The sequence below is a fragment of the Streptomyces sp. NPDC051218 genome, assembly GCF_044455475.1.
GTDB lineage: Bacteria > Actinomycetota > Actinomycetes > Streptomycetales > Streptomycetaceae > Streptomyces.
In genome coordinates, this window is record NZ_JBITEU010000007.1 from 279,962 (window position 1) to 292,912 (window position 12,951).

Genomic DNA, 12,951 nt, shown 5'->3' on the forward strand with positions numbered 1-12,951 from the left:
GCTCACAGCCCCCGAGGTCTTGACCTGCTCACAGCCCCCGCGGACTCGATCTGCTCACAGCCCCCAGCGCTGGCGGTATCGGCCGGCGAACTCCTCCGCGAACTGGTGCGGGCGCGAGCTCTGGGTGTCCGTTAGTTCGAGGACCTCGTCGTCGGCGACGAAGAAGAGCCCGCGGCCGATCCTGATCTGGCCGTCGGTGACCGGCGCGTAGACCTGCCATCCGCAGTCCACCCGGTCGGCCACGAGGTCCGCGGCCCGGTAGTCGGGGCTGTCCAGATCGTGGGCGAGCATGTAACGCCTCACGATCGCGATCGCACGGTGGCGGGGCAACTGCGGCAGGTCGGTGCGGTGCACGACGCCCGCCATCACCAACTGGTGGTACGCGCCGTCGAGGTCGGCGTCCTCGCCGTGCCCGAAGACGTCGGCCAGCATGCCGCGTTCGGCGAATCCCCCTTCGGCGGCCTGGACCAGGCGCAGCGCGGCCGGCTCGGTGTCCTGCGTGATGCGCCGGGGCAGCTTCGACACGATGCCGGCGACGGTCGCGCTGGTCCAGACCCCCGGAATCGCCGTCGCGATCTCCTCCGCTTTCAGTGATTCGCCCCGCAGCCAGCGCCCGCTCTCCCACCAGTAACAGAAGGACAGCAGACCGACCTTGCTCCGTTCGTCGAGCAGCGGATCGGCAACCCATTTCGGCGCTCCCGCGAACAGCTCGGGGTGCGGCGCGTCACCGCGATAGGCATCGGCCAGGCTCGGCGGATCCCAGATGCCGCCGGACAGGACGGCTCGGCCGCCCGCAAGCATCCACAGGGTCGAGCCGCCGCGTTTGGAGCCCTCGAACCGTGCCCGGGAGGGTTCCATCCGCGGACCCCATGCGGAGCCGGCCGCGACGAACGCCGCCGACAGAACGGCCCATCGCGCCCACGTCTCGGTGAGGCCGGGCAACTCCTTCGGCGAGACGCTCTGGGCGGCACGTGCACCGTATGGATCGGCCGGCGCGGCGGCTTTGCGCGGGCTGCGCATCTGTCTGCCGTCGTGGCTGACGAATGCGGACAACCAGGTGGGGAGCTTCTCCGCCGACCAGTCGAAGGCTTCGAGATCGGCCCGGTAATCCTCGGGGGAAAACAGATGCTCGTCGGGGAACGGCTCGTCGCCGTAGTCGACGTCCACGTCGTTGATGGTGCCGTCGACGCAGAGTTCGATCGTCATACGCCACCATGGCCCGCGCGGCAGTTGGGCGGTGGTCCGGCGCAGCTCGCGGACCAGACGCAGCGCATCAGGGCCCGGCACGGCGTTGATGGAGGCATGGTCGGTGGAGTGCAGGACGGAGGAGGCCTCGGATCGCAGCGTCAGGGCGAACACCGCAGTAATGCGCCGGCAGTCGGACGGAGCTTCGCCGATGAGACACTCGGCCAGACGCTGGGTCTGCCGGTCGGCAAGGTCGAGGACTGCCGGATCAGCATCGGGCTCGGGGATGAGCACGTGGCTCAGGTCGGAGTCGCGCCCGGGGAATGCTTCGTCAAAGCCTTCCGAGAAAGCGTCGTCGTCGCCCGTCACAGTGGCCATGCCCTTCGCAGCTTGTCGATCAGCGTGTCGGGACCGATCGCCCGCTTCAGCTGGAAGAGGTAGCCGACGGGCGACTCCTGGGCGAGCTCGCGGCGTCTGCGCCGCCATTGCAGGGGCGCGCCGACGATGCAGCCGGCGACCACGGCGGGGACGGTCAGGGCAGGGGTGACACCGACCGCGTTCGCCGCGACCGCGGCCATCGGCGGGAGGGCCACCGACCTGACATTGGCCAAGGCGCGGGCTGTTTCGAGGCCGGCGCTGCGCATGCAGTCGTCCAGGTCGTCGAGCCGCGCGCGGACCTCGCGGTCGACTTCCGAGTGCAGGTACTCCTGGTAGAGTCCCGCGTCCCGTACGTCCTCGATGGCGCCGAGCCGCTCGACCTGGTCGGCCGTGAACTCCCGGAACCCGTCCAGCTCGGACCCGAACTCGGCGCGGATGGCGAGGATCTTCTCGATCGGGACGTTCCGCAGATCCGCGGGGATCACCGTGGCGAACGCCAGGAACGCGAACGCTTCCTCAAGCGTCGGCCGCGCCGCGGAAGCATCCGCGGGGAGGTCGTCCAGGAGCACCGACGCGAGTCGCTCGACGGTCCAGCCGGACATGGCGGCGTGCGGCAGCGTCTGGTCGGTGATCGGGTGCAGGCAGTTCTCGGCGGCTATCTGCTCGGCCAGCGCGAGCATGTAGACGGTGGCCAGCTGGGGGTGCATCGCCGCCCAGATCCCGCCCCGGCCCGGGCGGACGAGCGCGAGGCCCTGGTCGACGGCCGAGTCGAGGAGGTCCTCGCTGATGCGGCTGGCGTGGACGTAACCGAATCGCGGGTTGAGCCAGGTCGGGTCGTCCCCGTCCAACTCCTCCCCGCCCGCCGAATACGAACCCGCGTTGCCGAATCCGGCGTCGGCGAGCGGTAGGCCCCAGGTCTCGATCCCGTCGAGGCCGAAGCGGTCCCTCAGGGTGGTTCCGTGTTCCTGGAGCAGTTCCAGGAACGGCTCGGCGACTTCGGCGGCGGCCCATGCGGGCGGCTCGAGGTCGAACAGCCAGCGCGCGGCGTGGAGTTCCTGCGCGGCGGGGGAGTCCTGGAGTGGGTAGCCAGGCGGGCGGATCCGGGCCATCTTGGGCCAGTACAGGGCGGTGTACTTGAGCCAGTCGTCGTCGCGGACGTGGATGTGCGGGTAGTAGAGGGCGAACCGGTCCATCAGGCAGTCCCTTCGCGTCGGGCCTCGTCGAGGTGCCTAAGAGCATGGGCCGCCTGCTCGTGATCGCCAGTCGACCGGGAGAGCCTCGCGGCCTCGGCCGCGTACGGGACCGCCCGCTGGTACTGGCGCAGATGGTCGACCAGGATGCAGGAGATGCTCAGCAACGCCCGCGCCCGGAACGCGCTCTTGCCCGCACTGAGTGCCCTTCCCGCGACGGAATCGAAGATCTGAATCGCGCTCTCGTACGCTTTGAGCTGCCACTCGCAGACGCCCGTGAAGATGCGGCACTGCAGTTCCTTCTCGACCTCCCCGAGTTCGGCGAAGACCGCAGCCGCCCGGGCATGAATGCGCAACGCGTCAGTGAATCCATACCGTTGGGTGAGTCCGACGCCGAGTCGCAGCAGCGCCGTCGCCGTCGCGTGGCGCTGAGCCGCGGGCCCGCTGATCGCGGCGGCCCGCAGCAGCGGGTCGATCGCGTCGTTGAGGCGGCCCTTGTCGATCATTGAGGTTCCCAGGTCGAGTAACGCTTCGCCCTCGGATCGGTTCTGCGGTATCACGGCCCTCCACAGTGATCGGCATCCGTCTCACGACCCTGCCACATCACGGAAGCACTTGGGGCTCGGAACGCCCTACAGGCACAACTCAACCGGAAGACACCTCCACTGACGTGGCATCAGTCTCGATTCCGGCGTGAGCGGGCGGAGTTGGAGGGTATAGGTGACCCGCTCTGGGTTGACCTTGGGGATGCGGCCCGTGTACGGGCAGCGGGTGGCGCCGAACTCCCAGATGTGCTCGCCTTCGTTGTACGTCGGGTACGTCCGCAGGCCCAGTTCCCCGATCAGCTCCATGGCGTGGTGCTGGGTCGGTCCGACCCATTGCCCGCCCACCAGCCCCGCCACCCCGGCTCCGACTATCAAGACAGAAGTACGCGGAGAACACGCGCCGAGCCCTGCTCGACACGGAGCTGCGGCTCTTCACCGAGCGGGGCTTCGCGAGCATCTCCGCAGAGGAGCTGGTGCGTGCCACCGGGCTGACGCGGGGTGCGCTGTACCACCACTTCGAGGGCAAGCCCGGACTCTTCGAGGCCGTCTTCGAGGAGCTGGAGCGCCAGGCAAGTGAGCGCATCCGGGCGGAGATCGCCCCCCGTAGCCGATCCGCGCGAGCGTGCCTACCGGGCGGTCGACGCGTTTCTCGACGTCTGCGCCGGACACGCCTACCGGCACATCGTGCTCCAGCAGGGGCCGAGCGCCTTGGGCTGGCAGCGGTGGCGCGAACTGGACCAGCTCCACCTCGGCGGCCTGGTCCTCGACATCGTGCAAGTCGCTCTCGATGCCGGCCGGTTGCGACCCCACCCGGCTCAGCTGGTCGCCCGGACCTTCTACGGCGCGCTCACCGAACTGTCCATCACGATCACGGAGACCGATGAGCCGGAGCTGGCCCGCACTCAGGCGGCCGCTCTCGTCCGCGATCTCATCGGCGGGGTGGTGACCGAAGGCGGCCCGCGGCCAGCATGACTTCCGATGCTCGGCAGTGGCCTATCGACTCGAACGAATCTATGTGCTTCCAGATAACGCCGAGCCCGTGTGACGTGCAACCTCTGGTGGAAAGAAGGCAGTTAGAGCTACCACACCGGGGAGAATCATGGCGTTACGCAAGATCGTTGGCACCGCACTCGCGTCTCTGGCCATCGTAGGCTCGGGCCTGACGGGCTCGGCATCCGCCGCGTCGGCGGCCCCCAGCCGAGTCGCGGCGGAGTGCGGTTTCTGGGAGTCCGGAGGGAACGCGTACTACGGGCATTGTGGTAACACGACTGTCCAGATCAGAGTCGACTACTGGAACAACACCTCGGACTACGAATGCGTGGGGCCGCACAGGAACAAGTACCTCGGCTCAAGTTTCCATGTCGACTACGCCGTGTACCAACGCCTCTGCTGAGCTTGTGCTTTGTGGCTGGCTTCCGTTTCGTTTCAGGGCAGTTGGATTGGTGCAGCTGACGGCGTCACTGCCGTACGGTTTGAGGGTCAGTTCTGCGGCTGTGCGCGGTCCCATGCGGCGTAGTAGGTGAGGGTGTCCTCCAGGATGCCGGGGTGGCGCGGCTGCCAGCCGAGCAGTGTGCTGGCCTTGGTGCTGTCGACGAGTTCATCGCGGTCAGCGCAGGTCTCCAGCACGCCGCCCGACTCCGCGCTCTGGAAGGCGATGTCGCCGGTGTAGCCGGCGGCGTTCAGACACGCCTGCTGGACGGACAGGATCGTGGGCTGGTGCTCGTCGCCGAGCATGAAGATCTGACCGTCGAAGGCGTCGGGCCGACGGAGGACGGCGACATAGGCGGCGGCGAGGTCGTCGACGTGGACCCAGGTGTAGCGCTTGGTGGTGTCGCCGTAGAAGACCGGCTCGCCGTCGCGAGCGGCGGTGAACCACTGGGCGGACTTCGAACTGCGGCCGCTGCCGCCGTAGATGAACGAGGGACGCAGCACGGTGTGGGGCAAGCCGCTGTCCGCGAGGTCCTGTTCGGCCTGGGCTCGCAGGTGGAGTGGGTTGCCGGGGTCGGCGGGAGTCTTTTCGTCCCAGACGTGGCCGGTGGTGGTGAGGAAGGTGATGCCGGTGGTGAAGACCAGGTGGCGGCTGCGCCCTGTGCGCTCCTGAGCTTCGCGGAGTGTGCGGAAGAGGAGTCGATCGCTGCCGAGCGGGTCGTTCATGTCGAGGGCGGCGCACACGACGGCGTCGGACTCCTCCAGGGCCGCCCGGTAGGTCTTGGGGTCGGACAGCAGGCCCTCGACGGGGCGGACTTCCTCGACCAGGAGTTCCCTGGCCCGGGTGCCGGCGGCGTCTCGGGTGAGGCCGAGGACGGTGTGGCCTTCCTGGCGCAGGGCGCGGGATATGTGGAAGCCGGCATAGCCGGTGGCGCCGAGGACGAGGATTTTCATGGGGATTTCCATTCTGACGTGCCATGTGCTTGTTCAAGCAAGTACCAGGGTAACTTGCTCAGGCAAGGACATGGCAAACTGGGGACATGACGAGGTCCGCAAAGGTGAAGGATTCGGTGCTGTCGGAGCAGGAGGCTGAGGTCTGGCGTGAACTGGGGCGTCTAGTTCATGCGCTGCCTCGCTTGCTGGAGGAGGACATGCTGCAGGCGACGCGCCTGCCGCTGACGGAGTTCTCCGTGCTCAGCGTGCTGAACGAGGCTCCGGGGCGTCGGCTGCGTATGTCGGAGATCGCGGTGCGGACCGGGCTGACGCCCAGTCGGATCACCCGACTCGTCACCGCACTGGCGGCCAAGTCGCTGGTGGCCAAGGAGCGGGACGGCTCCGACGGGCGCGGCAACGTCACCGTCCTGACTGATGCGGGTCTGTCCTGCTGGGAGAGCGCCCGGTCCGCGCACCAGGCCAGTGCGCGCCGACGTTTCCTCGACCACTTGCCCGAGGGCTCCGCACCGGCTCTCGCCGACGCCCTGCGAGCCGTGACCGCCCAGATCATCCCTGACCGCTCGTGCGCCGCGGACCAGCAACGCGACTGAGCGCCCGGAGTGCGGTGTGACCTGCCATGCCGGGAGTCCGTGGGGCAGGCCACGTGGGTCCTCCGCGGTGGAAGGCCAGTCGCTGGCAGCGCCAGGATCCCCGCGCCGCCCAGTAGCTTTCCCCGGAGGGGCGAGGGCGCCGCAGGCGGCTGCCGCGGCATGCGCCTGGCCCGTCCGCGCGGCGCGGCGAAAGTCAGCTGCGGAAGAAGCGGTCCAGGCGGGTCGCGTACCAGGTGGGGTTGTCCTCGCCCAGGGTGTGACCACTGTCAGGAGCGATGTCCTGTTCGAAGCGGGAGGGGTCGGACACGCGAGCCACGCTGGCGGCGGTTTGTGCGGCGGGGATGCCGTGCTCGCCGTTGACGGTCAGCACCGGCATGGCCAGCTTGTTCTCGCCCAGGAGAGCCCGGGACTCGGCGATGTCTTCCAGGAGGGTGCCGTAGTGCTGGAATCCACCACGCATGCCACCCGGGGCCTGGAACGAGTCCAGCAGTTCCCGGGTCCACGATGTGTCCTCGCTCACCGACATCATGTCCCACGTGGGGCCGAGGAACTCCTCCTCCCGGCCCTCGGTCTCCCGGGTGGCGAGGTCCACCTGCATGTGATGGGCGAAGTGGCCGTAGCCACCCGTCGCGGGATCCATATAGTCCTCCAGGCCGTAGCCGGGGATCAACGCCTCGCCCAGTACGGCCTTTTTCACCAGGTCGGGGCGGGAGGCGGCCAGAGCGAAGGCGACCATCATCCCGATGTCCTGGCCCACCAGGTTGACGGGCGCGAGTCCGAGCCGCTCGACCAGTTCGGCGATGTCCCGGGCGACGTTCGTCTTGCGGTATCCAGTCTCGGGTTTGTCGGAGAGACCGAACCCGCGCAGATCCGGGGCGATGACCCGGTAGCGCGCCTCGGCCAGCAGGGGCATCGTGGCGCGGAACTCCCGCCAGGTGAAGGGCCAGCCGTGCAGCAACACCACGGGCTCACCGCTGCCGCCGTCCACGTAGTGCAGGCGGATTCCGTTCACGGCGGCGTAGCGGTGAGTGAAGCCAGGCAGACCCTCGACCTCCTGGCCGTCGGTGGGCGGGATGTGCGAGATCTGCTGACTGGTCATACGGGTCCCTCTCAGGGTGAGCGCTGCCGCCGCGCTGACCGGCGGCAGGCGGATACTTGCTTAGGCAATAACAGTGTCACATCTGGTTGCCCAGGCAAGCAACCGTCTCGGTGGTCGGACGGTTGAGGGGGTCCGGGCGGGGGATGGGTGCGCCACCGCTTGCGCCGCTGCCCCGGCCTGTCCGGCGTGAGCGGCGTAGACGGCTGAGGTCGCCTGGCTCGGACTGCCCGTTGCTGCCACGCCGCCCTCGTCACGGCAAGGGTGAGCCCATCGGACGGGGCGGATCATCGGTTACGGCGACAGCGGACCAGCCCGAAGACCGCCCAGTAGTTCGGACGCGAGGAAGCCACGCGGTGCGCGGAGCGCGGGCCTGGTCCGGCGTGCGTCCCTCGTGGCGCGTGATCGGCTATCCGGTGAGTGTTTGGGTTCCGATGACGTCGAGTAGCGCGAGGCGTTCGGCGTCCGGGCTGTCAGGTTCGGCTGTGTAGATCATGATGCGCAGGTCGCTTCCGGCGACTGTGAGGACGTCACAGTCCAGGGTGAGGGCGCCGACATGAGGGTGGTCGATGGTCTTGCGGGCGGAATCGTGCCGACTGGCGGCTCCGGATTCCCAGAGCGCGTCGAACTCCGTGCTCTTGAGGCGTAGTTGAGAGATGAGGTGGTGCAGTCGCTGATCGTTCGGGTAGTGGCTCGCTGTTCTGCGCAGGTCGGCGACCTGTAGGGCGCGGAGCGCTCCCAGGGACTCAGGGGTGTGGCGTACGCGAGTGCCGCCCCCGAGGAAGTTGCGCCACACGGCGTTGAGGTCGTTGCCCTGCCATTCCCCTATCAACGCCATGTAGAGGGGGTTGGCGACCAGCTGGGTCCATGCGGCGTCGAAGACGGCGACCGGGGTGTTGCTGAGGCGGTCGATCACCCGCTGGACGCTGGGCGTGACATACGTCGAGATGCACTCCGGACCGGGGGGTGCGAGTCCCGCGAGCTGGAACAGGTGGGCACGTCCGTCCGGGGAGAGACGCAGGGCTCGGGCGAGGGCTTCGATGACCTGGGCCGAGGGGTTGGTGGCCCGGCCCTGTTCCAGACGGGTGACGTAATCGACGGAGATGCCGGCCAGCTGGGCCAGTTCCTCGCGTCGCAGGCCTGCGGCGCGCCGGTGGCTGCCTGAGGGCAGGCCTGCCCTGTCTGGGGCGAGCTGGTCGCGCCAGCGCCGCAGGGCAGCGCCGAGTTCTGTCGATGCCATGTCGGACAGTGTGGCCTATGGGCGGGAGGGTCAGCCTGGTACTGGTAGTCCTATGAAGGAGGGTCTGCTATCTGTTCCACCGTTTTGCGGTCATCGTGGACGTCATGACAGCAACTGGAACAGCTGCCGGACCTGTCGTGGGTTGGATCGGACTGAGCGGTCCGGGTCTTCCCATGGCCCGTGCCGTTGCCGTAACTGGCTTTCCCCTGCATGCCTGGGCCCGGCGGTTTGCCTCCCGGGACGGCCTGGGCAGTGGGCTGAACTTCGCCCACGATGCGGTCGAGGATCTGGCTACCGCGTGCGGCATCGCCTGCCTGTGCGTCGGCACCGATGACGATGTGTCGCAGCTGACCGAGCGGGGTCCACGGGCTGCCCGACCTCGTGGGCCGGCTCAACTCGTGAAGCCGCACGCAGTTACACCCGATGACCCAGACCGCCATACAACTCACTGAGGTCGGTCCCGGCGGGCTGCTCGGCGACGACCGGCCCCAGCACATCACCGCCCAATACCGCAGATGGCGCGTCTGGTTGCACCACCCACTCCACCCCCGCTCCGGCCGCCTGAGTCAGTGCCCCGAAAGGAACCCACCCTCATGAGCAAGCTCGCCCTCGTCACCGGCGCAACCTCCGGTATCGGCAAGGCCTTCGCCGAGCGATTCGCCGCCGATGGCTACGACTTGATCATCGTCGGCCGCCGCCAGGACCGCCTCGCTGAGTTCGCCTCCGGCCACCCCGAGGTCCAAGTCCGTACCGTCGCAGCCGACCTGTCCACCGAGGACGGCATCAACAACCTCGCGCAGGTCTGCGCCGACGAGCCGCTGGACATGCTGGTCAACAACGCCGGCGTCTCCCACTACATGCCCCTCGCCGACCTGCCCGCCGAAAAGGCCCGCGAACTGGTCAACGTCAAGGTCCTCGCCCCCACCCAGTTCATGCGCGCCGCCGTCGGCCCTATGCAGCAACGCGGCCGCGGCACCATCCTCAACGTCGCCGGCATGATCGCCTTCTCCGGCCCCGCCGACCGCACCGTCATGCCCCGGCGTGCCGTCTACGCAGGCACCCTTGCCTACCTCGTGGCCATGACCCAGACCCTGGCCGCCGAGGTAGCCGGCTCCGGCGTCACGGTCGGCGTCGTCTGCCCCGGCGTGGTCGCCACCGAGTTCCACTCCGCCCAGGGCCTGGACCTGAGCGCCGTACCCCGCATGAGCGCCGAGGACCTCGTGACCGGCGCCCTACGAGGTCTCGAGCTCGGCGAGACTGTCAGCGCGCCAGGTGTCGCGGACTACCAGCTCCTCGAGAATCTCTTCACCGCCGATCTCGCCGCCTTCGGTGGCCAGAGCCCTCAACTCGCCGCCCGCTACGCCAAGTAGCGCACCCATGGATGACGGATGCGGCCATTTCGCCCGTGGGAGGATGCCGCGCGGCTTCTCGTAGGAAGGGCGCACAGTCACAATGCCGTTGACGTTCGAGCCCGGCCGTGACACCGGGGCCGAACGCGTCCCGATGGAGGAGAGTTTGAAGAATCGGACGCTTATGTGGCTGTTTGCTGCTGTCTCGTTAGGGTTGAGCGTTCTTCTGTTATTTGGCCCCGGGGGGAAGTCATCCACCACGAATTTCGCTGGAGGGGCCATGGCTGTCCTTGCGATGGTCAATGTTCTGGGGGCCTTGCGAGGAGACGGCAGACGCGGTCGCCCTTAGCTCCCGTCGTCAAGCGGATCTGCGGAGCTGCGGATCTGCGGGACGGCAGGATGGTGCGAGCCGGCCCGCAGAGCGCGCCGCTCAGACCCACCGCATACCGATCTTGGACAGCTGCTCGATCCGCTCCGGGTTCAGGCTTGCGGCTCTGCTGCGTTGGTTGCTGACCCATGCCCCCAGGCGGAACTGCAGTTCCCCGCCGTCCTCGGAGAGCATGGTCTCGATGTGTTTGCGGGGGACCCGGAGGTGTCCTTCGCGTTGGTGGAACTGCTGGGCGGCCTCGTAGTTCATCGCCCACTTGTCGGCTTGCGAGCGCCGCGGCTTCGGTTTCTCGTCCTCGGTGGCGGGTGTGATCCCGAGGACGTGTTCGCTCATCCACTGCTGCACAGCCGTGAGTTGATCCCACCTCAGCCGCACCGAGGTCACCCACCGCCCGAGGTCCTCGCCCTGGCGCAGGACTTCGCCCGCCGTGGTGGGCAGCGTCCCGCCGGCGTCCAGGTGTTCCCGGACGAGATGGAAGCAGCGTTGCCAGGTGACCGGCCAGTTCGGGCACCAGGACGCGTCGATGTCCTCCAGATGTTCGCGCCGCTCGTCCGACAGCGCTCCGGCCGATGACACCACCGGCAGCCCCTCCGCACGCCGTTGGTCGATCTCAGCCGCCTTCCGGGCGGCGGCCCGCGCGTTTTTCAACCAGATGCCCACCGCGGCCCCTTGGTAGGTAGCGTCCAATGGGGCCAGCAGGTGGCCGTGTTCGGCGGCCCACCCGCGCGCGGCGGCAAGCCCCTCCTCCCACGCGACGTCGAAGTGGGACCAGATCATGCCCAGCTTCTCCAGCTGGGCGATGCGGTCTTCGTCCATGTCGCCGCGGGCGTAGAAGCGGCGGGCGTCGGCGGTCCACTGGCCCAGCGGGAATCCGGCGAGCGAGGGCGGCCACCCCTCGGCCTCCGCGTCTTCGTCAACTGGCACCCGGAACGTGAACGGCACGCGAAGGTCGCCGTGTTCGCGGGCGTAGATGACGGCGGCTTCCACGCCGCGCCGCCAGTGTTCGTGTTCCGGGTGGAGGACACGCAGGTTGATGAAGGCTGCGAGGACGGCCGGGTCGCGAGGCGTGGAGAACTTCAACAGGGCCTTGGCAGGGGCACTGACGCCCCCGGAGCCGTCGCCGCTCCCGTCGTCCGTGCTCTTCTCGTTCTCGCCCTCGGCCACGGGCTTGTAGCGGCTGGGGGCCTGCTGCTCCGCGAGAGCCTCCACGACCCTGGCGTCGTGCGCCCGCAGTGCTTCCAGCAGCTTCGCCAAGCCACGGTACGCGCGGGAGGTGAGCATGTTGTCCGCTGTCTCGCCGGGCCCGAGCAGCACGGGCACCACGAGTGAAGCCGTTTTGCCCTCGCCGGGCTGCATGCGCAGCGCGCGGCCGACGGCTTGGACGAGGTCGGGCATGGAGCCGCGTACATCTGCCCAGTAGACGGAGTCGCATCGGAACGTGTCGACGCCCTCGCCGAGGACTTTCACTGAGCTCAGGTAACTCTTCTCCACGACTGTGCCGTCGCCTGCGCTCCCGTCGGCGAACTCGCCCAGCAGACGCCGCCGGTGAAGCGGCTTGTGCTCACCGCACAGCCAATCGGCCCAGACCGTCTTCGGGTACAGCTCGGGGTCGGTTGCGTGCAACTGCGCAGCCACGCCCGGCAGACCGGCCGCGAACGCCTCGGCCTCCTTCACCATGTGGTGGAAGACCAGCGTGCGGGCAAAGCCCTCTTCGGCCGAGGCCTTCACCAGCGCGGCCTGCAGAGCGGCGAGCCGCGCTCCACGTACCTCGACTGACCGGCCCTCAGCACCCAACAGCTGCGCGGCTTGGAGCGCGGTATCGGTGACGTCCACGCAGACGACCTCGTAGGGGGCACAGATTCCCCGGTCGATGGCCTCCGAGAGCGTCAACGTGAACGCCCTGCTGCCGAACGGGCCCTCGGGGTCGTCTTCCATGCTCGCGACCAGCTCACCGGGCGCGCCGGCCTCGTCCTCGTCGCCGAGGTTCCACAGGCGGGGCGTCGCGGTCATGTACAGCCTGCGCAGGGAGGGGATCTTCTGGTTGTCGTGGACCACGGCCCACGGCTTGCCGATCCGGCCGGAAACCCGGTGGGCTTCGTCCACGACGATCAGGTCCCATGCCGCGAGGCCCGCGGTGTGCGCCCGCTCCAATGTGCCCAGGCCGAGGCTGGCGTACGTGGCGTACACGGTCACCTTGTCCAGACCCCGGGTCCACTCCACCAGTTCGTCCACGTCGGTGGTGTTGGGGAAGGGCACCTCCTCACCCCGCAGCGAGGACACCCCGATCACCGGGCCCCGGCGCCCGCCCTCACGCCACGCCGCCTCGGTCTGCGCCAGCAGGTCCAGCGAGGGCACGAGCACCAGCACACGGCCCGCGTGCAGCTCCTCCGCGCTACGAACCGCGACCCTCGTCTTCCCGGACCCGGTCGCCATGATCACCTGAGTCCGGAGCCCTCGTTCGGGAACAAGCGATCTTGCGGGAAGTTCGAGTGCCTGGAGAACCGCGTCGACGGCTTCGCGCTGGTGCGGCCGTAGATCCACGTCGGTTTCCTGTCTGTTGATGCGGAGAGGGCGGGGAGGGGGCGTGTGGCGTTGTAGGCGAGCTTGG

Annotated in this window: 13 protein-coding genes and 1 pseudogene; 6 read left to right on the forward strand and 8 right to left on the reverse strand. The window is 68.5% G+C overall.

Going from position 1 to position 12,951, the window contains the following annotated elements:
• Positions 1-54: 54 nt before the first annotated feature.
• The 4 genes from ACIBCK_RS22530 to ACIBCK_RS22545 all read right to left on the reverse strand — a co-directional run bounded on the left by ACIBCK_RS22530 (position 55) and on the right by ACIBCK_RS22545 (position 3,604).
• Positions 55-1,554 carry a hypothetical protein gene (locus ACIBCK_RS22530; protein WP_399392798.1) on the reverse strand — a complete coding sequence of 500 codons (1,500 nt, stop codon included), beginning with the start codon at positions 1,552-1,554 and terminating at the stop codon, positions 55-57.
• Positions 1,551-2,756, reverse strand: a complete 1,206-nt coding sequence (locus ACIBCK_RS22535) for a DUF6236 family protein (RefSeq protein WP_399392800.1) — start codon at positions 2,754-2,756, stop codon at positions 1,551-1,553. The genes ACIBCK_RS22530 and ACIBCK_RS22535 overlap by 4 nt, the downstream gene beginning before the upstream one ends.
• Positions 2,756-3,259, reverse strand: coding sequence for a hypothetical protein (locus ACIBCK_RS22540; protein ID WP_399392802.1), 504 nt, complete (start codon positions 3,257-3,259; stop codon positions 2,756-2,758). The genes ACIBCK_RS22535 and ACIBCK_RS22540 overlap by 1 nt, the downstream gene beginning before the upstream one ends.
• 126 nt (positions 3,260-3,385) lie before the next feature.
• Positions 3,386-3,604 carry a hypothetical protein gene (locus tag ACIBCK_RS22545; protein WP_399392804.1) on the reverse strand — a complete coding sequence of 73 codons (219 nt, stop codon included), beginning with the start codon at positions 3,602-3,604 and terminating at the stop codon, positions 3,386-3,388.
• Positions 3,605-3,720: 116 nt separating this feature from the next.
• Here ACIBCK_RS22545 and ACIBCK_RS22550 point away from each other — a divergent pair.
• The 3 genes and pseudogenes from ACIBCK_RS22550 to ACIBCK_RS22560 all read left to right on the forward strand — a co-directional run.
• A pseudogene (locus ACIBCK_RS22550) lies at positions 3,721-3,834 on the forward strand (helix-turn-helix domain-containing protein); the annotation flags it as partial.
• A gap of 37 nt (positions 3,835-3,871) precedes the next feature.
• Complete coding sequence (locus ACIBCK_RS22555) at positions 3,872-4,270, forward strand: hypothetical protein (RefSeq protein ID WP_399392806.1); 399 nt, start codon at positions 3,872-3,874, stop codon at positions 4,268-4,270.
• Positions 4,271-4,397: 127 nt separating this feature from the next.
• Positions 4,398-4,691 (forward strand): DUF6355 family natural product biosynthesis protein, encoded by a 294-nt coding sequence (locus ACIBCK_RS22560; RefSeq protein ID WP_399392808.1) that lies wholly within the window; start codon positions 4,398-4,400, stop codon positions 4,689-4,691.
• A gap of 86 nt (positions 4,692-4,777) precedes the next feature.
• Here the strand turns inward: ACIBCK_RS22560 and ACIBCK_RS22565 are convergent, their stop codons facing one another.
• A complete protein-coding gene (locus ACIBCK_RS22565; protein ID WP_399392810.1) occupies positions 4,778-5,680 on the reverse strand; it encodes an NAD-dependent epimerase/dehydratase family protein in 903 nt (300 codons plus the stop codon).
• A gap of 86 nt (positions 5,681-5,766) precedes the next feature.
• Between ACIBCK_RS22565 and ACIBCK_RS22570 the strand changes: the two genes are divergently transcribed.
• Complete coding sequence (locus ACIBCK_RS22570; RefSeq protein WP_399392811.1) at positions 5,767-6,270, forward strand: MarR family winged helix-turn-helix transcriptional regulator; 504 nt, start codon at positions 5,767-5,769, stop codon at positions 6,268-6,270.
• Positions 6,271-6,463: 193 nt separating this feature from the next.
• Here ACIBCK_RS22570 and ACIBCK_RS22575 read toward each other — a convergent pair whose 3' ends face one another.
• Both ACIBCK_RS22575 and ACIBCK_RS22580 read right to left on the reverse strand, forming a co-directional pair.
• Positions 6,464-7,369 (reverse strand): alpha/beta fold hydrolase, encoded by a 906-nt coding sequence (locus tag ACIBCK_RS22575; protein WP_399392813.1) that lies wholly within the window; start codon positions 7,367-7,369, stop codon positions 6,464-6,466.
• Between the two features lie 406 nt (positions 7,370-7,775).
• Complete coding sequence (locus tag ACIBCK_RS22580) at positions 7,776-8,606, reverse strand: helix-turn-helix transcriptional regulator (RefSeq protein ID WP_399392815.1); 831 nt, start codon at positions 8,604-8,606, stop codon at positions 7,776-7,778.
• Positions 8,607-8,710: 104 nt separating this feature from the next.
• On the opposite strand from ACIBCK_RS22580, the gene ACIBCK_RS22585 reads away from it, so the two are divergent.
• The gene (locus tag ACIBCK_RS22585) at positions 8,711-9,058 is read left to right on the forward strand and encodes an NAD(P)-binding domain-containing protein (protein WP_399392817.1); all 348 of its coding nucleotides are present in this window, start codon (positions 8,711-8,713) and stop codon (positions 9,056-9,058) included.
• A 141-nt stretch (positions 9,059-9,199) separates the two neighbouring features.
• On the forward strand, positions 9,200-9,976 hold the full coding sequence (locus tag ACIBCK_RS22590; RefSeq protein WP_399392819.1) for an SDR family NAD(P)-dependent oxidoreductase: 777 nt from the start codon (positions 9,200-9,202) through the stop codon (positions 9,974-9,976).
• A gap of 409 nt (positions 9,977-10,385) precedes the next feature.
• Here the strand turns inward: ACIBCK_RS22590 and ACIBCK_RS22595 are convergent, their stop codons facing one another.
• The gene (locus ACIBCK_RS22595) at positions 10,386-12,884 is read right to left on the reverse strand and encodes a Helicase associated domain protein (protein WP_399392821.1); all 2,499 of its coding nucleotides are present in this window, start codon (positions 12,882-12,884) and stop codon (positions 10,386-10,388) included.
• Between the last annotated feature and the right edge of the window lie 67 nt (positions 12,885-12,951).